At 42.4% G+C, this 20,071-nt stretch carries 25 protein-coding genes and 1 pseudogene; 18 read left to right on the top strand and 8 right to left on the bottom strand.

Going from position 1 to position 20,071, the window contains the following annotated elements; all coding sequences use genetic code 11:
- Positions 1 to 16: 16 nt before the first annotated feature.
- A complete protein-coding gene (locus ACTWP7_RS06770) occupies positions 17 to 517 on the bottom strand; it encodes a DoxX family protein (RefSeq protein ID WP_443122523.1) in 501 nt (166 codons plus the stop codon).
- A gap of 506 nt (positions 518 to 1,023) precedes the next feature.
- On the opposite strand from ACTWP7_RS06770, the gene ACTWP7_RS06765 reads away from it, so the two are divergent.
- The 4 genes from ACTWP7_RS06765 (at position 1,024) to ACTWP7_RS06750 (ending at position 2,468) form a co-directional block, all read left to right on the top strand.
- Positions 1,024 to 1,248 carry a DUF1659 domain-containing protein gene (locus ACTWP7_RS06765; protein WP_014643010.1) on the top strand — a complete coding sequence of 75 codons (225 nt, stop codon included), beginning with the start codon at positions 1,024 to 1,026 and terminating at the stop codon, positions 1,246 to 1,248.
- A gap of 31 nt (positions 1,249 to 1,279) precedes the next feature.
- A complete protein-coding gene (locus ACTWP7_RS06760; RefSeq protein WP_041601297.1) occupies positions 1,280 to 1,492 on the top strand; it encodes a DUF2922 domain-containing protein in 213 nt (70 codons plus the stop codon).
- A 549-nt stretch (positions 1,493 to 2,041) separates the two neighbouring features.
- Positions 2,042 to 2,266 carry a hypothetical protein gene (locus ACTWP7_RS06755; protein ID WP_443122522.1) on the top strand — a complete coding sequence of 75 codons (225 nt, stop codon included), beginning with the start codon at positions 2,042 to 2,044 and terminating at the stop codon, positions 2,264 to 2,266.
- A gap of 58 nt (positions 2,267 to 2,324) precedes the next feature.
- Positions 2,325 to 2,468: a YvrJ family protein gene (locus tag ACTWP7_RS06750; protein ID WP_087946067.1), complete on the top strand. Its 144-nt coding sequence runs from the start codon at positions 2,325 to 2,327 to the stop codon at positions 2,466 to 2,468.
- A 53-nt stretch (positions 2,469 to 2,521) separates the two neighbouring features.
- Here the strand turns inward: ACTWP7_RS06750 and lepB are convergent, their stop codons facing one another.
- The gene (gene lepB, locus ACTWP7_RS06745) at positions 2,522 to 3,064 is read right to left on the bottom strand and encodes a signal peptidase I (RefSeq protein ID WP_263622706.1); all 543 of its coding nucleotides are present in this window, start codon (positions 3,062 to 3,064) and stop codon (positions 2,522 to 2,524) included.
- A gap of 245 nt (positions 3,065 to 3,309) precedes the next feature.
- On the opposite strand from lepB, the gene ACTWP7_RS06740 reads away from it, so the two are divergent.
- A complete protein-coding gene (locus ACTWP7_RS06740; protein WP_443122521.1) occupies positions 3,310 to 3,474 on the top strand; it encodes a Spo0E family sporulation regulatory protein-aspartic acid phosphatase in 165 nt (54 codons plus the stop codon).
- Between the two features lie 29 nt (positions 3,475 to 3,503).
- On the opposite strand, the gene ACTWP7_RS06735 is transcribed toward ACTWP7_RS06740, so the two are convergent.
- Complete coding sequence (locus ACTWP7_RS06735; protein WP_443122520.1) at positions 3,504 to 4,655, bottom strand: aminotransferase A; 1,152 nt, start codon at positions 4,653 to 4,655, stop codon at positions 3,504 to 3,506.
- A gap of 113 nt (positions 4,656 to 4,768) precedes the next feature.
- Here ACTWP7_RS06735 and ACTWP7_RS06730 point away from each other — a divergent pair, with 113 nt between their 5' ends.
- The 6 genes and pseudogenes from ACTWP7_RS06730 (at position 4,769) to ACTWP7_RS06705 (ending at position 8,662) form a co-directional block, all read left to right on the top strand.
- Positions 4,769 to 4,912 (top strand): FbpB family small basic protein, encoded by a 144-nt coding sequence (locus ACTWP7_RS06730; RefSeq protein WP_014643016.1) that lies wholly within the window; start codon positions 4,769 to 4,771, stop codon positions 4,910 to 4,912.
- 436 nt (positions 4,913 to 5,348) lie between these two features.
- Positions 5,349 to 6,200: a patatin-like phospholipase family protein gene (locus tag ACTWP7_RS06725; RefSeq protein WP_443122519.1), complete on the top strand. Its 852-nt coding sequence runs from the start codon at positions 5,349 to 5,351 to the stop codon at positions 6,198 to 6,200.
- Positions 6,201 to 6,216: 16 nt separating this feature from the next.
- Positions 6,217 to 6,915, top strand: a complete 699-nt coding sequence (locus ACTWP7_RS06720) for a DNA alkylation repair protein (protein WP_443122518.1) — start codon at positions 6,217 to 6,219, stop codon at positions 6,913 to 6,915.
- A 61-nt stretch (positions 6,916 to 6,976) separates the two neighbouring features.
- Complete coding sequence (locus ACTWP7_RS06715) at positions 6,977 to 7,378, top strand: hypothetical protein (protein ID WP_443122517.1); 402 nt, start codon at positions 6,977 to 6,979, stop codon at positions 7,376 to 7,378.
- A 171-nt stretch (positions 7,379 to 7,549) separates the two neighbouring features.
- Positions 7,550 to 7,648, top strand: a pseudogene (locus ACTWP7_RS06710) (PLDc N-terminal domain-containing protein); the annotation flags it as partial.
- Between the two features lie 108 nt (positions 7,649 to 7,756).
- Complete coding sequence (locus tag ACTWP7_RS06705; RefSeq protein WP_443122516.1) at positions 7,757 to 8,662, top strand: chemotaxis protein; 906 nt, start codon at positions 7,757 to 7,759, stop codon at positions 8,660 to 8,662.
- Between the two features lie 37 nt (positions 8,663 to 8,699).
- On the opposite strand, the gene ACTWP7_RS06700 is transcribed toward ACTWP7_RS06705, so the two are convergent.
- The 4 genes from ACTWP7_RS06700 to ACTWP7_RS06685 all read right to left on the bottom strand — a co-directional run bounded on the left by ACTWP7_RS06700 (position 8,700) and on the right by ACTWP7_RS06685 (position 11,760).
- Positions 8,700 to 8,912 carry a hypothetical protein gene (locus tag ACTWP7_RS06700; RefSeq protein ID WP_139205846.1) on the bottom strand — a complete coding sequence of 71 codons (213 nt, stop codon included), beginning with the start codon at positions 8,910 to 8,912 and terminating at the stop codon, positions 8,700 to 8,702.
- Positions 8,913 to 8,988: 76 nt separating this feature from the next.
- Positions 8,989 to 9,465: a YkyB family protein gene (locus tag ACTWP7_RS06695; protein WP_443122515.1), complete on the bottom strand. Its 477-nt coding sequence runs from the start codon at positions 9,463 to 9,465 to the stop codon at positions 8,989 to 8,991.
- A gap of 763 nt (positions 9,466 to 10,228) precedes the next feature.
- Complete coding sequence (locus ACTWP7_RS06690; RefSeq protein ID WP_443122514.1) at positions 10,229 to 10,810, bottom strand: SCO family protein; 582 nt, start codon at positions 10,808 to 10,810, stop codon at positions 10,229 to 10,231.
- A gap of 89 nt (positions 10,811 to 10,899) precedes the next feature.
- Complete coding sequence (locus tag ACTWP7_RS06685) at positions 10,900 to 11,760, bottom strand: metallophosphoesterase (protein ID WP_443122513.1); 861 nt, start codon at positions 11,758 to 11,760, stop codon at positions 10,900 to 10,902.
- 159 nt (positions 11,761 to 11,919) lie between these two features.
- On the opposite strand from ACTWP7_RS06685, the gene fadH reads away from it, so the two are divergent.
- Complete coding sequence (gene fadH, locus ACTWP7_RS06680) at positions 11,920 to 12,687, top strand: 2,4-dienoyl-CoA reductase (protein ID WP_014643026.1); 768 nt, start codon at positions 11,920 to 11,922, stop codon at positions 12,685 to 12,687.
- Between the two features lie 61 nt (positions 12,688 to 12,748).
- Here fadH and trhA read toward each other — a convergent pair whose 3' ends face one another.
- On the bottom strand, positions 12,749 to 13,384 hold the full coding sequence (gene trhA, locus ACTWP7_RS06675; RefSeq protein WP_014643027.1) for a PAQR family membrane homeostasis protein TrhA: 636 nt from the start codon (positions 13,382 to 13,384) through the stop codon (positions 12,749 to 12,751).
- 245 nt (positions 13,385 to 13,629) lie between these two features.
- Here trhA and cbpB point away from each other — a divergent pair, with 245 nt between their 5' ends.
- The 6 genes from cbpB to ACTWP7_RS06645 all read left to right on the top strand — a co-directional run bounded on the left by cbpB (position 13,630) and on the right by ACTWP7_RS06645 (position 20,069).
- Positions 13,630 to 14,079 carry a cyclic-di-AMP-binding protein CbpB gene (gene cbpB, locus ACTWP7_RS06670; RefSeq protein ID WP_443122512.1) on the top strand — a complete coding sequence of 150 codons (450 nt, stop codon included), beginning with the start codon at positions 13,630 to 13,632 and terminating at the stop codon, positions 14,077 to 14,079.
- Positions 14,080 to 14,975: 896 nt separating this feature from the next.
- Positions 14,976 to 16,451 (top strand): MDR family MFS transporter, encoded by a 1,476-nt coding sequence (locus ACTWP7_RS06665; protein ID WP_443122511.1) that lies wholly within the window; start codon positions 14,976 to 14,978, stop codon positions 16,449 to 16,451.
- Positions 16,452 to 16,514: 63 nt separating this feature from the next.
- On the top strand, positions 16,515 to 17,234 hold the full coding sequence (gene dapD, locus ACTWP7_RS06660) for a 2,3,4,5-tetrahydropyridine-2,6-dicarboxylate N-acetyltransferase (protein WP_014643031.1): 720 nt from the start codon (positions 16,515 to 16,517) through the stop codon (positions 17,232 to 17,234).
- A gap of 55 nt (positions 17,235 to 17,289) precedes the next feature.
- A complete protein-coding gene (locus ACTWP7_RS06655) occupies positions 17,290 to 18,405 on the top strand; it encodes an N-acetyldiaminopimelate deacetylase (RefSeq protein WP_443122510.1) in 1,116 nt (371 codons plus the stop codon).
- A gap of 79 nt (positions 18,406 to 18,484) precedes the next feature.
- Positions 18,485 to 18,727, top strand: coding sequence for a YkuS family protein (locus ACTWP7_RS06650; protein ID WP_014643033.1), 243 nt, complete (start codon positions 18,485 to 18,487; stop codon positions 18,725 to 18,727).
- Positions 18,728 to 18,779: 52 nt separating this feature from the next.
- Positions 18,780 to 20,069 (top strand): hemolysin family protein, encoded by a 1,290-nt coding sequence (locus tag ACTWP7_RS06645; RefSeq protein ID WP_443122509.1) that lies wholly within the window; start codon positions 18,780 to 18,782, stop codon positions 20,067 to 20,069.
- Positions 20,070 to 20,071 lie beyond the last annotated feature (2 nt).

Genomic DNA, 20,071 nt, shown 5'->3' with positions numbered 1-20,071 from the left:
AATATTTTAATAATGATTAATGGGCCAGTGTTTTCCTTTTAGGCCAGGCTATTTTTCGAGGAAGGTGAGGAAGAACCCAGCGATCAAGTCCGTACTTACCTGCGTTAGCGCCCGCTACTAACAAGAAGACAGTCAGTATTACCATCTGTGGATTCGTGCTGGTGGTACCACTGAACAGAAACGCGAAGTTCATCAAGATGCCTCCAAGAGCAGCGATATTCGTAAATAAACCAAGTATGAGTGCAATTCCTGCAAACACTTCACCCCACATTACCAGGAATGCGAATAATTCATGGTTCGGGAGGGCGATCTGTTCCAAGAATAATGCCCACCATCCTTGAACCGCAGGATGAGCACCTTCGGCTTTGCCTATGGCTCCCATTAAGAAGCCATTCACTTCAAATCCTCCTGTCACTTTTCCTAATCCAGATGTGAGCCACGTATAACCTAAGTAAAAACGAATAACGGTCAAAATAAGGGCTGCTTTCTCATTGTTTCGAATCCATTGATTAATCATAACACTCACTCCTTTAGTTTGTTCAACATTTCACATGATTAGCTAATCTCTTGCTTACACCAATAGTATATTAGAGTAATCATTAAGGTGCTATACTTTGTGCAATCATTCACAAAGTGGTCTAAAAGTTATGACAGTCCTATGAATTTTAGTAGTTTACTTTTCATTAAGGAAGTGAATCTTTTATAATGAATGGATAGGATCATTTCGACTAAAAATAGACTCAGCAAATTCATTTATTTTTTGCTAAAATGGGAGTAGAGGAAAGGAGTGAGGATATGGCTGAAGTAGTTATGTTCATTGTTTGTTTAGTTGTTTTACTAGGTCTCATTGGAATGTGCATCTTCGATCGAGGGTAATCTGTACTTAACTTTGGAAAGACATATCATATAAGAGAAAGAAGAAGACTCGCAGGACTGGCTGGTTAAGCTGATCCGGCGAGTCTTTTTTTTTGACACCTATTTGAGCTTCCCTTCGATTATAGAAGTGAAGGGAGGTGAAACATAATGGCAGTAAGCACTGAAATTGTACGTTCACAGCTTCAACTCGTTCTTGAAAATGGGCAGGATGAGAAAGGGAACACAATTTTTCGTACGAAGTCTTTCAACAACATTAAAATCACAGCTTCTGAAGATCAGTTATACCGTGTAGCAACGGCAATGGCGCCTCTTCAACAGCATCTATTGTATGCGGTTGAACGCAATGATAATTCCATTTTGATTGATTTGTAAAAAAAAATAGAATAGAAGAGGAGAAATGAACTTGAAAAAGCTGGAGTTGAAATTCTTAAACGAAGAAAACCGTACCGTAACCCTTACCCTGGACGAACCTGTTGAGCCGGCAGATCCGGCCCTGATTAATTCCGTTATGGACACGATCCTGCTGGAGAACTGTTTTACGACAAGCGGCGGGGATTTAGTCGCTAAAAAAGAAGCGCGCATTGTGGAACGCAATGTATTTGATGTAGAAATTTAATAATTGAGCACAGCCGCTATTTTTGATAAATAGCGGCTGTCTTTCTAAGAAAAGCAAATCCGTTTAAGAACAGGGCTAACCTTCCACTAAAGCTCCCGTTTGTTGAAGACTCAGTTTCGAGATATCTCGTGAGAGAGTTAGGTCCTGCGGGGAACGACTCGCTTTCCGGCCCTGCACGACGCAGGGTCGTTCGACGTTGCCACAGGACGTGGCGACCTTAGTCGAACATCCCATGTGCTGAGCCTCCTCAAGCTAACGCTTTCCGGGGTCTCACCGATCATGTTTATCCCACAGGAGTCTCCCCGTTCCCCTCCGGACTTTGCGATATCTAGAGCTCGAAATTGTGTTTGAAAAACTCTGGTTTATGATGGAGAGACATTTTTAACAACGAGCTTATCCAGCTGAATGAATCCCGTTATATAAGCATTTGAGGTGGATCAAACTTTCCTTTTCGCCTATAGAAATGTCCGTTCACTCTTCATTCATAAGGTGGCGAAGGAAACGACGAGACTCCCGCGGGAGAAGGAGCTAGGCGAGACCCCACAGGGAGTGAAACGAGCGAGGAGGCTTGCCAGTTCCCCCGCAGGAAAGCGAGTTGTTTCCGTAGCCACCCTCATCAAATTTCTGGAAACGGACTCAATTTATCGCGAAACTGAGTCTTACAGTAACCGGCCCTATAGCTTAATAAGCTCTTTAGGTAATTTGGAACGTTTAACGGTCACAAGAAAAAATAATGATGGCGTGGATTACAGGCTGAAGGAAATGGATTTCTAATCAGATATAGTAATACCAACTTCTCTTGTAAATATGTCACAGAAGGGAGGTGAACGAGGTGGAAACTTGGCTGCCTTTCATTACAGATGTCGGTTTCCCAATTGCGGTAACTTTTTATTTACTGCACCGCGTTGAGGGAAAACTTGATCTATTAATCGAAACGCTTCATCAACTGCCTGAAAAGATTTATTCGGTCAAATAAAAAAGACGAGTCTGAGAAGTGTATGACAACTTTCAGACTCGTCTTTTTATTGATTAATTCGTTAGACCCCACTCATTGAATGGATAAATCACGAGCTCTGTTCGACCGATAATCTCGCTTTCTTCAACGAAGCCAAGTCCATTACGGCTGTCTTTACTGATGGAACGGTTATCTCCCATCACGAAATAGTGGTCTTCCGGGACCTCTACTTTACCAAAGTCTCTGGTGGCGTGAATCGCTGTTTGATTAAGGTAGGGCTGATTTTGTTCTTTCCCATTTATAAACAAAGTATGATCGCGTATTTCAATCGTATCTCCCGGCTGACCTACAATTCGCTTCACATAACTCTTTACCGGCCTTTCAATAATGACGATGTCTCCCCGTTCGGGTTCATCAATGTAATAAATAATTTTGTTGAACATAACGCGTTCGCCGTTTTCAAGTGTCGGGTCCATACTGGCTCCTTCTACAATAGAAGTGGCAAAGAAAAAAGTACGTAAAATGAATGCTAACGCAATGGCTACAACGATGGCCTTAATCCATTCGAGCCATTCGTTCTTAGACTGCTCTGACACTTTATATCTTCCTTTCTCCATGAACATGGGATTAGATAATGTTCACTTCCTTTATATTTTATCACATCCCACTTAAAAGAAAAGACAGGGAAGCAGTGATTTAACAGATAATTTACATGTGTAAAATTATTGTCGATTGAATAGAAGTTTTGGAAACTACATTTACAAATATAAAAAAAATTGAGATAATTTTTCTGTCAAGGGGAACACACATTCTTTCCCGTTGTTTTGTTGTAACATGCCCTTAAGGTCAAGGAGGTACTATCGTGACTACATCAAAGGAAGATCCTGTTTCCATTAAAATAGAAGCACTACGCAAACGGATGACTGAAGTTGCGTTAGAAAAAGGTTTTTCCAGTGAAGAGTCAGTTAAAATCAGCCAGGAGTTAGATGCTGTCCTCAATCAAATTAAACATAAAGCTAATAAGTAAAAGCCTGCAGCTCAAGCTGCAGGCTTTTTTTAACCGGCCAGAAAAGCTTCCAGTCTGTCCAGTCCTTTTTTGAGGGTGTCCTGACTATATGCATACGATAGTCGCATGTACCCTTCGCCGTAAGTAGAAAATGCATCCCCAGGAACCAAGGCAAGACGGCACTCTTCTAAAAGCTGGACGGCTTTTTCAAAACTCGTCATCCCATCTAAAGGAAACTTAGGGAAGATATAAAAGGCTCCGTCAGGCACGACGTAGTCAAGTCCCATTCCAGTTAACCGTCTCATTACATAATCCCTTCGTTCTTTATACTCTTCCTTCATAAAGGAGGGATCTTCTTTTCCATTAGTCAATGCTTCGAGCGCTGCATACTGGCTGATCGAAGTCGGGCAGGAAACATTGTACTGATGTACTTTTAAGATGTGCTTGGCAAGCCAGGCGGGAGCAAGTAAAAATCCAATTCTCCACCCGGTCATGGCATGGGACTTGGAAATACCGTTAATTACAATGATGTGATCCCGAACACCCGAAAACTGGGCGATGGATGTATGATTCCCTGTATAAACCAGTTCACTATAAATTTCATCGGCCAATCCGAACAGTTTATACTTCTTCAATACATCTGCAATTCCACTTAACTCACTTTCCGTCAACGAAACTCCCGTAGGATTAGATGGATAGGGAAGGATAACGGCTTTCGTTTTTGATGTTATGGATTGTTCAAGCTGCTTAGCTGTAAGTTTAAAATCATGCTCTCTCGTATCTACATACAAGGGGGTGGCTCCCGCAAGTTTAATCAAAGGTTCATATCCAGGGTAAACAGGACCTGGTAAAATAACTTCGTCTCCTGGGGTAAGAATAGTTCGAAGTGTGGCATCAATCGCCTGGGATGCTCCGACTGTCACGATTATTTCTTCCTCGGCTTGATAGGATAATTCATATTTTTCGGATACATATTGTTCGATGGCCCGTCTTAGCTCAAGAATTCCAGCATTCGGAGTATAAGTCGTCCTGTTCTGCTGGATCGCATTGACGGCGGCCTGCTTAATATGATCAGGTGTATAAAAATCTGGCTGGCCAATTGTAAGGGATATGACATCATCATATTGGTTCACCATATTAAAAAAGCGGCGAATCCCTGATATTTGGATATCGTTTAGGCGGGGATTGATATATTGTTCCATTGCTGAGCACCTCTTTACATATATTTAACAAAATGTTCAAACAATTTCGATAGTTTCTCTGTAGAATTTTGTTATAATTTGATTGTAGTTTAATAGAAAGGAGTTTGATTGTTATGAGAATGAGCAGAATCTCTTTTGAAGAATTAGTCGCTCAAAATAAACAACAGCTTTTAGAAGATCAGAAAGCCATTGATAAAATTGAAGAACTAATAGATGAAAAACACACAAAGAAACTTGAATCCTCTTATGTTAACTGATGATACCATATGAGAAAAGCAGCCGCATACCAGAGGGCTGCTTTTTTAGTTTTTGGCTTGTTAAACTTCCGTGTGTTTTTTAGGTTAAGCTCCCGTTACTTGAAGACTCAGTTTCGAGATATTGGAAGTGAGGGAAGGTCCTGCGGGGGACGATTCGCTTTCCAGCCCTACGTCGTGTAGGGCCGCAGGAAACCGAGTTGTTTCCGCAGCCACCATCATTAAATTATTGGAAACGGACTCAGATTATCTCAAAACTGAGTCTTCAACTAAACGGCCCTATTGCGTAATAAGCCTCTTATGAAAAATCAACAATAAACTTTAACAGAGCCTTTTTTAGTAAGATGTAAGAAGATATAAAGCTACAGGTAGGCAGGATGATTTTAAATTGGCATTCCACTGGTATAATGAGGGGTACAAGCACAAAGGAGGTCCATCGATGAAAGATACGGGTTTAGTTTTAGAAGGCGGAGGCATGAGGGGAGCTTATACGGCAGGTGTTCTGGATTTCTTTCATGACGAAGGAATCCAATTCCCATTTGTGGTAGGTGCTTCAGCAGGTGCCTGCAATGGAAGCTCCTATGTGGCTGGACAGAGAGGCAGAAATTATGAAGTCATGGTTGAATACGGGGATCATCCCGAGTACATATCCTATAAACGAATGTTTACGAAACGTCAGTTATTTGGAATGGATTTTATTTTTGATAAACTTCCGAATGATCTGGTTCCGTTTGATTATGAATCGTTTCAATCAAAGAAGGCTGATTTTGTAGTAGGAACCACGAATCTTGAAACCGGAGAGCCCCTTTTTTATGATCATTTCCCCACGAGGGAAAGTTTGTTGAAAGTGATGCGTGCTTCGAGTTCCCTTCCCTTGATTGCACCGAGCATTATGTATGAAGGAAAACAATTGATGGATGGAGGTATTTCAGATCCGATTCCCGTTGGCCCTTCGATTAAGCATGGAAACGCTAAACATGTATTCGTGTTAACTAGGAATGACGGTTACTTAAAAGGAAAGATGAAATTGGGCTGGTATTTTAACCGGAAATATAGACAGTTTCCGATGTTCGCTAAATCTTTGATTAACCGCCACGAACGTTATAATGAGAGATTGAATGAAGTGAAGCGGATGGAACAATCGGGGGAAGCCTTTGTACTCCGGCCAATGAAGCCACTTCAGGTCAGCCGCATTGAAAGGAACCGGGATCGTCTTCACCAGTTGTACACTCAAGGATACGAGGAAGCGCAAAGTCAGGCGGATCAATTAGCGGCTTTTTTACAAAATTAGAGAAAGGAAGACCTGTGTGAAAAAAAGTGAACAAATCAAGACCACAATTATTCATGCGTTTCAAGAAAACCAAAATGAAGAGCACAGGCCGGCCATGGAAGCTTACATGAAAAATCATTTTTCGTTCTATGGTATTAACAGTCCGGAGCGTACAGCTATTCTGCGTCCAATATTTAAAGAATTCAGCTCTATATCGGAAACTGAACGGTTGGATGCAGCTATCCTGTTATTTCAGGAAGCAGGAAGGGAATGCCACTACGCCGCTCTTGGATTATTGGAGAAAGGACTGAAGAATGCCGTTCCATCTTCCATCGCGGTGTATAAGGAGCTGATGATGACCGCCTCATGGTGGGATACCGTGGATATGATAGCGTCCAATTTATGCGGTGGATATTTTAAGCGTTATCCTGAACGACTAAGACCCATCACTCAGAACTGGAGCCATTCCAGCAACCTTTGGGTAAGACGCTCCAGCATGCTTCATCAATTAAAGTATAAAGAGCAGACAGATAAGGAGTTATTATTCGAGACAGCACGTCAGCTGAAGGATGAGAAAGAGTTTTTTATCGAAAAAGCTATAGGCTGGGCGCTTCGAGAATATAGTAAAACAGATACGGATGCCGTAGTCCAATTATTGGAGTCAGAATCTTTCCGGCCTTTGACCAAAAGAGAAGGATTAAAGTGGGCAAAGAACAAAGGACTGCTATCTTCTTAAGTTTATTCTCCGTGGGATATGTTCATAATGGTTGTATCATGAACACGGGGAGATGCTTTGTATGGAGAAGTGGATAGATTATGCTGTACTGGATCATGTAATTGCGATGTTAAATGATGATGTGATTCGTATGGTCGGCTTTAAACCGGAGCATATACAGTTTTTTCTAGTTGTTGTCCTGGTTATGTCCTTGATGTGGGTCTCTCGTCCCATCATTGAATGGATGATGGTAAAAAACTGGAACACCTTTGCGAGCTATTTTACAAGCAGCTTAATTACGATTGCGTTTTTACAGCTCGTGGACAGATATGCAATGAGTCAGGAGCAGTCGACACTTCCGGATTACTACTGGTCTATTTGTCTGCTTGCGGTCAGCAGCTATGGAGTCATGTACGTACTACTTAAAATGTGCAAAAAAACATGGACTCATCTGAGAGAGAGAGCGAAAAAACAGGCTGCGTAGTTTACCGAAACCTTCTGCCTTTACAATTCGTAAAGCTTACAGAAGGGGGAATACACCATGATGATGGAATTTAACCTGATGCTTCTGTTCACCTTTCTTTTATTTGGTCTGCTTTTATTGGTTTTACATATCGTAACGAGTATATGGTCCTAACGTGACTTACGAAGGAAAGGGAGGAGTCCTGAGTTTGCCATAATGGTTTTACTCGGCACCTTGTTTTTCCCTGTCATAGGTCTCATCGTCTATTTAGTCATCAGAAATGATAGTTAGAACACCCTCTCTGAGAGGGTGTTTTTTTATGGTTCTATCCTGTTGAATAAGGAGTTCCTTAAGGCGATATATAGAGAGAATGAACGAAGATAGGAAGGACGATAACCTATGGAAAATCAGCAAGGCGTACTCCTGGAAAGTGGAACAAATGAGCTGGAAATCGTGGAATTCGGCATTGGATCCAATCGATTCGGTATCAACGTAATTAAAGTAAAAGAGATCCTTAACCCGCAGCCTATTACTCATATTCCTCACTCTCATCCTTCTGTGGAAGGAATTATAGAAATAAGAGGGGAAGTCGTGCCTGTGGTTGATACTGCTCATGCTCTGGGCTTTGACCCTTCAGCTCAACCTGCTCAGGATAAATTCATTCTAGCGGAGTTTAATCAAATGAAAATTGCTTTTCATGTGCATATGGTCACACGAATTCACCGGATCTCATGGGAACATATGGAGAAACCGAAAAAAATGTATCAAGGGCTGGAAACGAAAATTACAGGCATTGTAAAAATGGAGGGCGACATGCTGCTGCTTTTGGATTTTGAAAAAGTGGCCGCTGATATTAGTCCTGAGTCCAGTATCACTAAGGAACAGTTACGGAACCTTGGGGAAAGGGAGAGATCCGAAAAAAGGATTATGGTCGTTGAAGACTCCAGCCTTCTTCGGGCGCTGTTACAGGAGACACTTGAAGAAGCGGGTTATGATCAGACTGTTGTATTCGAGGATGGAAAAGAAGCTCTCGATCATCTTAAGCAGCTGGTGGATGAAGGGAAAGCGATAGAAGAAGAATATCAGTTGGTCATCACGGACATTGAAATGCCGCAGATGGATGGGCATCATCTGACGAAAATCATTAAAGAAAGTGAAGAGATGACGGCTCTGCCGGTTATCATTTTTTCTTCTTTAATTACAAATGATCTTCGCCACAAAGGGGAAAAGGTCGGAGCGGAGGCTCAAGTATCCAAACCTGAAATTCTTGAACTGGTCAAATGGATCGATCACTATATCTTATAATGGAAAAAAGCCGCTGAATCCCAGCGGCTTTTTTCCATTATTTTTCGATATTCAACCGTTTGTAAAGTTCATCGTGCCAGGCATATGCCTGCTTGGATAATGTTTCAGGTCCGGTTTTGGTAGGGGACGCTTCCACAATGATTTTTTGCTGATGCTCCGACAGGTGTTCAAAAGCAGCACGCATTTCTGTTGTGTATTCCATGTATTTCTTTAGATGATATTGGAAATCTTCCAGCATATCAGTACTCATTTGTATCATCCTCCTCTACAACCTCTATTTCCTTATTATTCAAGCGGTAAAACATGGTTCAGAACATCCCGTAAAATTAATTATGCTTACGGCGTCTTTGGTTCCACGGGGATACATCACGCTGGCCAAGAAAACTGGAAGCAGGACGGGACTGAGAGGCGTAGGCTGGCTGCTTCTTCACAGGCTGTTCCCAATTCAAATAGCGATAAAGTATTCGCTTGGCTTTGGACAGGGACAATTTTGGTTTTGGATTTCTGTACGACTGGTCGACTTTACCCAGGTGCTCTAACTGGTCGAAATCCTGTTTGTTCGCTGGAATATGAAAGTAGTACCCGGCAATTTCAATGAGGAGGGTGGAATGTTGCTGGCTTAGCTTAGGGTGATCTGAGAAATGGAGTCCAATTTTTTTAGCGCGGCTTTCCTGCAGAAGTTTATCAATTGTATATTTTTTTATATCATATAAGTGTTTAGGTTCGGGTGCCGTTTTAGCGTGTCGGTTAACAATAAACAGGGATTCGGCCAATTCTCTGTTTGAGAGAGCATAATTCTTCATAACATTTCTCCTTTCTATCCAATTGTGTAAATCTATCATATGTGTTTTTTGTTATAATTGCAAAAAATTTACATTTAATTTTATGGAAGATGTGAAACAACATGCTTCGTATACTAAGAAACTTCTTACACAATAGGTCCGGTTACTGTAAGACTCGACTTCGAGATATTGTGTGGAGAAAGGGGCTCCAGGGAACGGCTCGCTTTCCGCGGCCCTGCACGACGCAGGGTCGTTCGACGTTGCCACAGGACGTGGCGGTCTTAGTCGAACATCCCATGTGGTGAGCTTCCTCGGGCTTAACAGCCCTGCGGGATCTCACCGATCATGTTCATCCCGCAGGAGTCTTCGCCGTTCCCTTCCGCCCCTTTGCGTTCATGGAGAGTTCGAACGTCTCTGCAACATCTCCTTCTAATGAACAAGAATCATGTATTCTCCACCCTGAGTTTTAATGGTTGTTTACGCGTAGCGACCGAATTTGAGGCAGATGAAGTACAATTCTTGTCTGCTGTAGCAGGGTTCGTTCACTAGATACCGTTGGGGTGGCGGAATAAACGACGAGACTCCCGCGGGAGAAGGAGCTAGGCGAGACCCCACAAGGAGTGGTAGCGACTGAGGAGGCTTGCCAGTTCCCCCGCAGGAAAGCGAGTTGTTTCTGCAGCCACCCCTTCTCTATATGAAGTAACGAACCAAAAATATCTCGAATTCAAGTCTACAAGTAATGGGAGCTTTTCTTTAATGATCTGCGTAATGTTTCATTAGACTTCTATTGATTTTGTTTTAATGTTTGCAAATCTTCAATAATCTGATCCACACTTCCAGCTTCTGTACCGTTATAACTTTTAATTACTTCTCCTTCTGGAGTAACCAGGTAAAAACTGGTTCCGTGAGCAACCTGGTTGGAGTTCTCCAGCTGTTTAACTGGAGATTGAAAAGACTTAATCGAAAATTCTTTTACCTCTTGGAACGAATAACCCGTAAGAAAATTCCAATGGCTGAAATCAGGCTGATAGGGTTCAGCAAACGACTTCATTTTCTCAGGAGTATCTGTCTCAGGGTCTACACTCATAGAAACGAGCGGTATTTCCATCCCTTCCTGGTCAAGCTCCTGCTGTAAACGGGACATATTTCCGGTCATCGGCGGACATACCGTCTCACAACTTGTAAAAATAAAATCAGCAATCCAGTATTCACCGCTGTAGTCTTCCGGCAGAGTGACTTGTTCACCATCCTGATTTACCGCTTCAAGGGAATTCACATCCCTGGACATATTTGTTTCGATTGGGGACCCGCATGCTGTCAGAAGTAAAACTGCCAAACCGAGTACCCATATAGTTCTTCGTTTCATGTAAATCCCCCAATTTACTTTTCTCTCTTCTCTAAGTGTACCACTGCTTTCCGACAGGCAGTCATCCAGTGCTCGCTGTCACAAAATAGTTAGATTTCTGGTGATTTTAAGCGGAAGATCGACAATTCCGGGCGACAGAGAAAACGGTAAGGCATCCGTGTAGTACCCAAACCTCGGCTTACAAATAAATCCATTCCATCCGGGAGACGATAATGACCCTCTACATATTTTTCAGCTAAAGGAGGTGTAACCAGGTAGCCGTAGATAGGGAGCTGTACTTGTCCGCCGTGACTGTGACCAGATAACTGAACATCTACCCCGTACCGCTGGACTTGGTCAGCTATGTCAGGTTCATGGGCTAGAAAAAGCGTGAAACTGTTTTCGTTATGTTGGGCCAGGGTCTCTTCTATGTCTGGACGTCCAAGCATTACGTCATCCAGTCCGGCAAGGGTAAACGCTTCGCCGTCTTTCTGAATCGACGTGTGTTCATTTTGAAGCAGGGTGAACCCTCCGCGTGACATAACTTCATAAATTTTCTCTGTACCGTATCCACCGTGGTCATGGTTGCCATAAATCCAGTACTTTCCGAGTGGAGCTTCTAATCGGTTTAATAAGGCTGGCAGCCGATCCGTAAAGGAGTAGGTCTGCGGTTCATCTACTAAATCCCCGGTAAATAAAATTAAATCCGGTTTTCTTTGATTTATGGTTTCGACCAGCTGCTCGAATTTATTTAAATCATAATGAAATCCGATGTGTGTATCGGAGAATTGAAGGATATCGACGTTATGAAAGCTTTTGGGAATCTTCGAATGGTTAATGCTGAACTTTTTTACGGTTAATAAATCAGGTTCTATATACTTGGCATAATAGTAGCTCAGTCCACTTAAACCTAGAAATCCAAGAATACTGCGCACCATATTCTTAATGAACTTGCGCCTGGTTAATTTCATAGAAAGTCCTCTCCCCTGAATTCTTTGGTCATTATACCACGAAAATCTTTATTCAAACTTAGGAAGATTCTCCTCCTTTTTAATATTTTTTAAAAAATGAACAGGAATTCATTTTTTTTTGTGGAATGTAAATATATAGAGAGATAGGAGGATGATGAAATGAATAATCAGGTGGTCATTATTACAGGGGGCTCGAGTGGTATGGGGCTCTATATGGCTAAAAGATTTCTTGAAGAAGGTGCTAAAGTCGCGATTACAGGACGGTCCCAGGAGCGATTGGAGGAAGCAAAAAAGCAGATCGCTGGAGAAAATGGAGACCATCTTCTTCTAATTGCTATGGATGTAAGGGAAGTGGAAGACACAAAGAGAATGGTTAATGAAACCGTGGATGCATTTGGTAGAATTGACCATTTGGTTAATAACGCAGCCGGTAATTTTATTGTACCTGCAGAAAAACTATCCCCAAACGGATGGAATTCGGTCATCAATATTGTATTAAATGGAACGTTCTACTGCAGTCAGGCCGTTGGTAACTATTGGATAGAAAACCAAATCAAAGGTTCTATTTTAAACATGGTCGCTACATATGCATGGGGTGCAGGAGCTGGTGTTATTCATTCTGCATCGGCAAAAGCTGGAGTGCTTGCTATGACGAGAACGCTTGCTGTCGAGTGGGGAAGTAAGTATGGAATCAGAGCTAATGCCATTGCTCCGGGCCCGATTGAACGGACAGGGGGAGCAGAACGATTGTTTCAATCCGAAGAAGCGACGGAACGAACGTTGAAATCTGTTCCTCTTGGACGGGTTGGACAGCCAGAAGAAATTGCGGGTCTCGCTCGTTTTATACTCTCTGATGAAGCCGCTTACATGAACGGAGAAGTCGTCACGTTGGACGGAGGTCAGTGGCTGAATAAATTTCCATTTTAACTGGTAGATTAAAAAAATTATTAAAGAAACCGCTGCACGCTGCAGCGGTTTCTTTGTGTAATTAAATTACATAGAAGAAAATAGTGAAGAAATGGAAAATAGAGCCACCAAGCACAAATAAATGCCAAACCATATGGTGGTACGTAAAGCTTCTCCATACATAAAAGATTGAACCGATGGAATACATCACACCCCCAAGGATCAGGTAAGTTATCCCTGCTGCCGGCACTTCAGTGGTTAACGGCCCCCACGCAATAATAAGAAGCCATCCCATTAGTACATAGAATAGTGTAGAAAGAACGACAAAACGTTTTACAAAAAAGACTTTGAAAATGATCCCTAATATAGCCATTCCCCATATAATTCCAAACAGTGTCCATCCTAAGGAACCACGCAGTGGAACGAGTAGAATCGGGGTATAGGTCCCTGCAATAAACAAATAGATAGCTGAATGATCGAAAATCTCGAATAAGTCTTTCATTTTCCCAGCTGGAAAACTATGCACAAGGGTAGAAGAAACGAAAAGCACAAGCATGGTAACCCCGTATATAGAAACGGACACCACATGCCAGGCGTTTCCTTCCAGGCTTGCAAATACGACCAGCATCACCAGCATACCCACACTTAATACAGCACCAATCCCATGCGTAATGGCGTTCGCTATTTCTTCGCGTCTTGAAAACGTGTGCGTCATCATTAGTTTCTCAGCCCCAATAAATTCATGTTGCTTTTTATTATACGCCTTCGTGAATATTTAATAAACAACAAGGTTTATATAAAGATAGATATGGGGTATAAAAAATAGACTGAAAACCCTTCAGAAAAAGGTTTGTCGGAATTTGCAGGTCGAGATTTATCCAGATGTATGTTACTATATTTACTGGTTAACCAAAGCGTCTTTCTGCTCCTTCAGTTGCAAGAGAAAAAGGAGAGAACAAGTTTATGGTAAGTTTAGAAAAAGAAGCATTAGTTATTCCAAAAGTATCCGAGTTAATGATTTCTTCTGAAAAAGTAGCTCATGTCCAAGTCGGCAATCCGTTGGAACACGCTTTGCTGGTACTGGTAAAGACCGGCTATTCTTCTATTCCTGTTTTAGATCCGACCTTTAAGTTTAAAGGGGTCATCAGTAAGTCGAAGATTTTAGAAGAAACCCTAGGCATTGAAGAATTTGAATTACACCGTTTATCTGATATTCAAGTAAAAGAAGTGATGGATAAGGATTTTCCATATCTCCATCATGAAGACAGTATGATTGACGCTTTGCATAAGTTAATTGATTTTCCTTTCGTCTGTGTAATTGATGATGATGGTGAATTTGATGGAATTGTTACCCGGCGCACCATTCTGAAACAGTTTAGTAAGCATTATCACGAGACATTTAAATGGACTTAAACAAAAGACTATAGATAACAGCTATGATAAAATAGAGGGCATCACACCGGTGCCCTCTATTTTTTTATGGTTCGGGTCAGGAAAATCTACGAGATTATTTACCAATAAAGCTCCCAATACTTGAAGACTCGGTTTCGAGGCTTTTGTGAGAATTTGGTCCTGCGGGGGACGATTTCGCTTTTCGCGGGCATGTGCTGAGCTTCCTCGGGCTTAACAGCCCTGCGGGATCTCACCGATCATGTTCATCCCGCAGAAGTCTTCATCGTCCCCCTCCGGACCTGGCCAAATCAAAAACTCGAAACCCTTCAAGACATCAACGAGTGAAGGAGAAAAATGCATGTGCTCATGAGGCTGTTCTTATGCTATAACGATGTAAAATAGCCTGTCATAAAAGCATTTAGGACCGATTAAGAAGGAGAGCATTCTCTCTTATAAAAGTGGCCGTTATTCTTATTCGGCTGGGTTGGTGGGGAAATGACGAGACTCCCATGGGAGAAGGGACTAGGTGAGATCCCGCAGGGAGTGAAACGAGCGAGAAAGCTCACCGTTCCCCCATAGGAAAGTGTCCAAATGTGGAATCACCCCGATAGACACGAACAGCATAAGCCGAGCATCAAAAGGACGGTGGTCTTGCCGTCCGTTGATGAACGGCTTATGTCTCGAGTGTCTGGGTGATGGAACAAGACGAGTTATTTCCCCACCAACCCTATACCTATTAAGTAACGGACCCCGGATTATCTCGAAGTCGAGTCTTCCACAATCCGGCTCTATAGCTTAATAGACATTTTATTAAAATCAAAAAAATAGAGTCTTACAAAAAACGTACGATGAAGTGGACTCTTTCATTACTTTAGCAATATTTAATCTAGCGTATGGTTTTAAAGGTGGATGTCCGTATGACAAAGAAAAAGAGAAGAAATCGTGGTCTCGTATTAGCTTCCATTATGATGGCTATGTTTCTGGCTGCTATCGAAGCAACGATCGTGTCGACAGCCATGCCGAGCATTGTGGCTGATCTCGGGGGATTTAGTTTATATAGCTGGGTATTTTCAGCTTATTTACTAACAAATGCTGCGACAGTATTATTGTTTGGACGCTTATCTGACATATTTGGCCGAAAACCGATTTTTATGATGGGAATCAGCTTATTTTTAATCGGGGCTGTGACCTCTGCGCTTTCACCTTCTATGGAAGTATTAATTGTAGCCCGATTAATTCAAGGGTTTGGGGCTGGAGCCTTAATGCCGATAGCGACAACCATCGTTGGAGATATTTATACAAAAGAAGAACGAGCGAAAATCCAAGGTTACCTGTCCAGTGTATGGGGGATTTCAGCTGTGACAGGTCCAGCTCTGGGCGGATTTTTTGTAGATGTGCTCAGTTGGCCTTATGTTTTTTGGATGAACGTTCCGCTCGGGCTGTTGGCTTTACTTGGTGTCATTTTTTTCTTCCATGAAGATGTTTCTGAAGAAAAAAGACCCATTGATGTGGCTGGTTCTTTCTGGGTGGTCATTACGATCAGTACCCTCATGATTATCCTGGTTGAGGGGGGAGTAGGCATTCCATGGAAATCATGGGCTATGTTTGCTTTATTAATGGCATCTATTATCAGCTTTATTATTTTCTATCTTGTGGAAAGAAAAGCACGCGAGCCGATGATGCCTTTTCATATTTGGAAGTACCAGTCCATCCGCTATGCGAATTTAACCTCTCTCACGACAGGTATGATACTTATGGGGGTTACGAGTTATCTTCCGGCGTTTGTACAGGGAGTCATGGAGCAGTCAGCCACTGTGGCTGGTTTCACCTTAACGGCTATGTCGATCGGCTGGCCTATTGCTTCCACCCTTGCCGGAAGGCTTGTGCTCAGAATAGGCTTTCGTCCAACTTCTATCCTCGGCGGAGTATCTCTAATTATAGGAGCTTCATTATTTTCCATATTAACGCCTGATAAAGGTCCATTATTTGCAGCCATTGGTTCTCTGTTCATTGGAATAGGCATGGGGCTCTCCTCAACCTCCTTTATCGTCTCTATTCAAAACACGGTAGATTGGAAGACGAGAGGGATAGCGACAGCAACGAATATGTTTATGCGGACTATAGGCAGTGCGATAGGTGCCGCCTTGCTCGGAGGACTCTTGAACAGCCGTATTAATGCAGCCATTGAACAGTCGGGTTTACCAGATCAATTCACCGTGGATTCCACGAATTTACTTTTACGGGAAAGCGGGAGAAATGAGTTAGGCAAACGCGCCCTGGAAGTGTTACAATCAGGACTAACTTCAGGGTTGCATGTGGTATATATAGGAATCCTTATACTGGCAGTCATTAGTTTTTTATTGATTTTGCGACTTCCAAAAAAAGAAGTTTGATATCATCCTTGTCGCTTTGATAAAGTAAAGGGTGAAAGAATTACATAAAAGGAGGAGTTTAACTTGAATCAAATGGATGCTAATGAAATTATTTCATTTATTTCAAACAGTGAAAAATCAACACCTGTGAAAGTATATTTAAAAGGGGATCAGCTTGAAAGCCTCGATTTTGGAGAGCAAGTACAAGATTTTGTCTCCGGGCAATCGGGCGTCATTTTTGGAGAGTGGAAAGTAATCCAGCCTCTACTTGAAAAATACAGCAGTCAGATTAATGATTATGTCATTGAGAATGATCGACGTAATTCAGCCATTCCACTTCTTGATTTGAAAAAAGTGAACGCGCGTATTGAACCAGGCGCTATTATCCGTGACCAGGTAGAAATTGGAGACGGAGCCGTGATTATGCTTGGTGCTATGATTAATATCGGATCTGTTGTCGGGGAAGGCACCATGATTGATATGAACGTCGTACTTGGAGGCCGTGCTACGGTAGGTAAAAATTGCCATATCGGAGCGGGTGCTGTACTAGCCGGGGTTATTGAGCCTCCTTCCGCGAGTCCTGTTGTCATTGAAGATGGTGTGGTTATCGGAGCGAATGCTGTAATTCTTGAAGGCGTCACGGTCGGTGAAGGTGCTGTTGTAGCAGCCGGATCGATCGTTACCGCTGACGTTGAACCTAATACACTTGTTGCAGGAACGCCAGCTAAGAAAATTAAAGATATCGACGACCAGACCAAATCAAAAACTGAAATTAAACAAGAACTTCGTAAATTAGATCAATAAGTATGAATGAGGCCTTGCTGAAGCAGCAAGGCCTTTCTTATAAGGAGGTTCCCCAGTGGAATTGGATAAATTAATTGAAGTAAGACGAAATTTGCATCAGATTCCTGAGCTTGGATTTCAAGAAAAAAAAACACAGACATTCTTATTGGACTATATTAAGCAGCTTCCTCAGGAGGCTCTGACCATTGAAACGTGGAGAACTGGAATATTTGTCAAAGTGGATGGAAAGAGAGGGGAGAAAACGATCGGCTATCGTGCAGACATTGATGGTTTACCTTTAAATGAAGAAACAGGCTTGGACTTCCGTTCCGTTCATCAAGGAAGGATGCACGCCTGCGGTCATGATTTTCATATGACGATTGCTTTAGGTGCCTTGACGAGGCTTGCATCAGATCCGGCTGATCATCATGTGGTCTTTTTGTTCCAACCGGCAGAAGAAGGTCCGGGAGGGGCAGAGCCTATGCTTCAGGCTGATTTTCTAAGGCAGCATAAACCCGATACCATATTTGGGCTGCATATTGCTCCAGAGCTCCCGGTAGGATCGGTATCCACGAAACCCGGATTGCTTTTTGCGAATACAAGTGAATTATTTATCGATTTTAAAGGCGTTGGGGGTCACGCTGCTTTTCCTCATATGGCGAAGGATATGGTCGTTGCAGGCAGTTCATTTGTCACTCACCTTCAACAAATCGTTGCCCGTCGCGTAGACCCGCTCGACAGCGCGGTGATAACAATAGGTAAAATGGAAGCTGGAACCGTGCAAAATATTATTGCTCAGGAAGCGAGACTCGAAGGAACGATCCGTACCCTGACACCTGAATCGATGGATCAAGTCAAATCGGACATTGAAAAACTGGCCAAAGGATTTGAAATAAGCAACGACTGCCACATTTCTATTCACTACGGCTCCAATTATTATCAAGTCTTTAATGATACAGAAGCTGTCCAGAGCTTCAAACACACGGTAGATAGCTCTACTTACGAGTTTAAAGATGCAAGTATGGCTATGACAGGTGAAGACTTCGGCTACATGCTGAAGGAAATTCCAGGATTTATGTTTTGGCTTGGAGTGGAATCAGAAGCCGGGCTGCACCAATCGGCGCTAAATCCAAAAGAAGAGGCAATGCTTGTAGGAGTGAATTTGGTTGAAGCTCATATGAGAGGACTGTAAACGAAATGGATGCATACCCACCTTCCTTCAGTAAACACTAATAGATGCTTGTTAAAACAAAGCAGGGAGGTGGATGGTGATGAAAAGAATAGGTATTGAAGAAAATCTAAGTGATATACGTTCAGCTCTTCAGCAAAAAGGGTATGAATTGGTTGAGATGAAAAAACAGGAGGATGCGGCGAGCTGTGACTGTTGTGTTATTTCCGGGCAGGACCGCAACGTAATGGGTATCATGGATGCCGAAACCAAAGCTTCTGTTATTGATGCTCATGGGAAGACTGCGGATGAAGTTTGTCAGGAAGTGGACGCTCGTTTCTCCTAAGAAACAGATGGAGGTTTTTACCTCCAGTACATAGAACAGGGAGAGTTGCATTATGGAATCGACGATTAAACTATTAGCGGTAGCTGTTTTGATCATCCTCACAGCTTTTTTTGTGGCCAGTGAATTTGCGATCGTAAAAGTTCGAAAGACACGTGTAGAGGCAAAGGCTGCAGAAGGCAATAAAAAAGCCAAAAGTTCGCTGCGTGTGTTGAACAATCTTGATTATTATTTGTCCGCCTGTCAGTTGGGCATTACGATTACCGCTTTAGGACTCGGGTGGCTTGGGGAGCCAACGCTTGTGATCCTGCTCGATCCTTTAATTGGTAATTTTAATTTACCATCCGGGATCACTCATACCATTTCCTTTGCTATATCTTTCTTCATCATTACATTTCTGCATGTCGTGCTAGGAGAACTTGCTCCTAAGACAGTTGCCATACAGAAGGCTGAAGCGATAACACTTCTTCTTGCCAGACCTTTGATGCTGTACAGCAAACTTATGTATCCGCTGATCTGGCTGCTAAACGGGTCTGCAAATATACTTGTTCGCTTATTTGGTTTTCAAACGGCAAATGAGTCTGAGGAAGTCCATTCAGAAGATGAATTAAGACATATTTTAACGCAAAGCTATCAAAAAGGAGAGATCAACCGTTCCGAATATACCTATGTGGATCGTATTTTTGAGTTCGATAACCGGACGGCTAAAGAAATTATGATTCCACGTACTGAAATGGCTGTGATCGATGTTAATCATTCTATTAAAAATGTTTTGCGCGAGATGAAACAGGAGCGATACACCCGCTACCCTGTTGTAGAAGGGGATAAGGATCAGGTAATCGGAATTATCCATATGAAAGAATTCTTTTATGAAGATGTCCAGGAGCAGGGGTCACTCCGGTCCTTTATTAGACCGGTAATGAAAGTGTTTGAAAATGTACCGATTCATGACCTGCTTGTGAAAATGCAGAAGGCTCGCACACATATGGTTGTCCTGATGGATGAGTATGGCGGAACTTCCGGCATCGTGACGGTAGAGGATATTCTGGAAGAAATCGTTGGAGAAATTCGGGATGAATTTGATCATGAAGAAGAGCGTGAAATTAAACGACTGAAGAATGGTCACTTCCTTTTGGAAGGGAAAACATCCATTCAGGATATCAACGAATTTTTTGAATTAGACTTAGACCACGAAGATATTGATACGATTTCCGGTTGGATTTATACCCGCGATTATGAAGCAAGGGAAGGCACCATTGTAGCGGAAGACAAATTACAGTTTAAAATTGTGGATATGGAAGACGGTCAGATTAAAAAAGTAGAAGCATGGGAAGATACCCATTAAAA

This window comes from Halobacillus sp. B29, from assembly GCF_052246755.1.
Classification (GTDB): domain Bacteria; phylum Bacillota; class Bacilli; order Bacillales; family Halobacillaceae; genus Halobacillus; species Halobacillus halophilus.
Note: the sequence above shows the minus strand (reverse complement) of the source record. Positions and strands in the feature narration are given on the sequence as shown.

Coding starts and splice junctions, on each gene's coding strand:
- fadH (WP_014643026.1), top strand. CDS start 11,920: ATGAATAATCAGGTGGTCATTATTACAGGGGGCTCGAGTGGTATGGGG.
- ACTWP7_RS06730 (WP_014643016.1), top strand. CDS start 4,769: ATGAGAATGAGCAGAATCTCTTTTGAAGAATTAGTCGCTCAAAATAAA.
- ACTWP7_RS06665 (WP_443122511.1), top strand. CDS start 14,976: ATGACAAAGAAAAAGAGAAGAAATCGTGGTCTCGTATTAGCTTCCATT.
- ACTWP7_RS06650 (WP_014643033.1), top strand. CDS start 18,485: ATGAAAAGAATAGGTATTGAAGAAAATCTAAGTGATATACGTTCAGCT.
- ACTWP7_RS06765 (WP_014643010.1), top strand. CDS start 1,024: ATGGCAGTAAGCACTGAAATTGTACGTTCACAGCTTCAACTCGTTCTT.
- ACTWP7_RS06735 (WP_443122520.1), bottom strand. CDS start 4,655: ATGGAACAATATATCAATCCCCGCCTAAACGATATCCAAATATCAGGG.
- cbpB (WP_443122512.1), top strand. CDS start 13,630: ATGGTAAGTTTAGAAAAAGAAGCATTAGTTATTCCAAAAGTATCCGAG.
- ACTWP7_RS06715 (WP_443122517.1), top strand. CDS start 6,977: ATGGAGAAGTGGATAGATTATGCTGTACTGGATCATGTAATTGCGATG.
- ACTWP7_RS06700 (WP_139205846.1), bottom strand. CDS start 8,912: ATGAGTACTGATATGCTGGAAGATTTCCAATATCATCTAAAGAAATAC.
- trhA (WP_014643027.1), bottom strand. CDS start 13,384: ATGATGACGCACACGTTTTCAAGACGCGAAGAAATAGCGAACGCCATT.
- ACTWP7_RS06770 (WP_443122523.1), bottom strand. CDS start 517: ATGATTAATCAATGGATTCGAAACAATGAGAAAGCAGCCCTTATTTTG.
- ACTWP7_RS06705 (WP_443122516.1), top strand. CDS start 7,757: ATGGAAAATCAGCAAGGCGTACTCCTGGAAAGTGGAACAAATGAGCTG.
- ACTWP7_RS06645 (WP_443122509.1), top strand. CDS start 18,780: ATGGAATCGACGATTAAACTATTAGCGGTAGCTGTTTTGATCATCCTC.
- ACTWP7_RS06695 (WP_443122515.1), bottom strand. CDS start 9,465: ATGAAGAATTATGCTCTCTCAAACAGAGAATTGGCCGAATCCCTGTTT.
- ACTWP7_RS06690 (WP_443122514.1), bottom strand. CDS start 10,810: ATGAAACGAAGAACTATATGGGTACTCGGTTTGGCAGTTTTACTTCTG.
- lepB (WP_263622706.1), bottom strand. CDS start 3,064: ATGGAGAAAGGAAGATATAAAGTGTCAGAGCAGTCTAAGAACGAATGG.
- ACTWP7_RS06725 (WP_443122519.1), top strand. CDS start 5,349: ATGAAAGATACGGGTTTAGTTTTAGAAGGCGGAGGCATGAGGGGAGCT.
- ACTWP7_RS06685 (WP_443122513.1), bottom strand. CDS start 11,760: ATGAAATTAACCAGGCGCAAGTTCATTAAGAATATGGTGCGCAGTATT.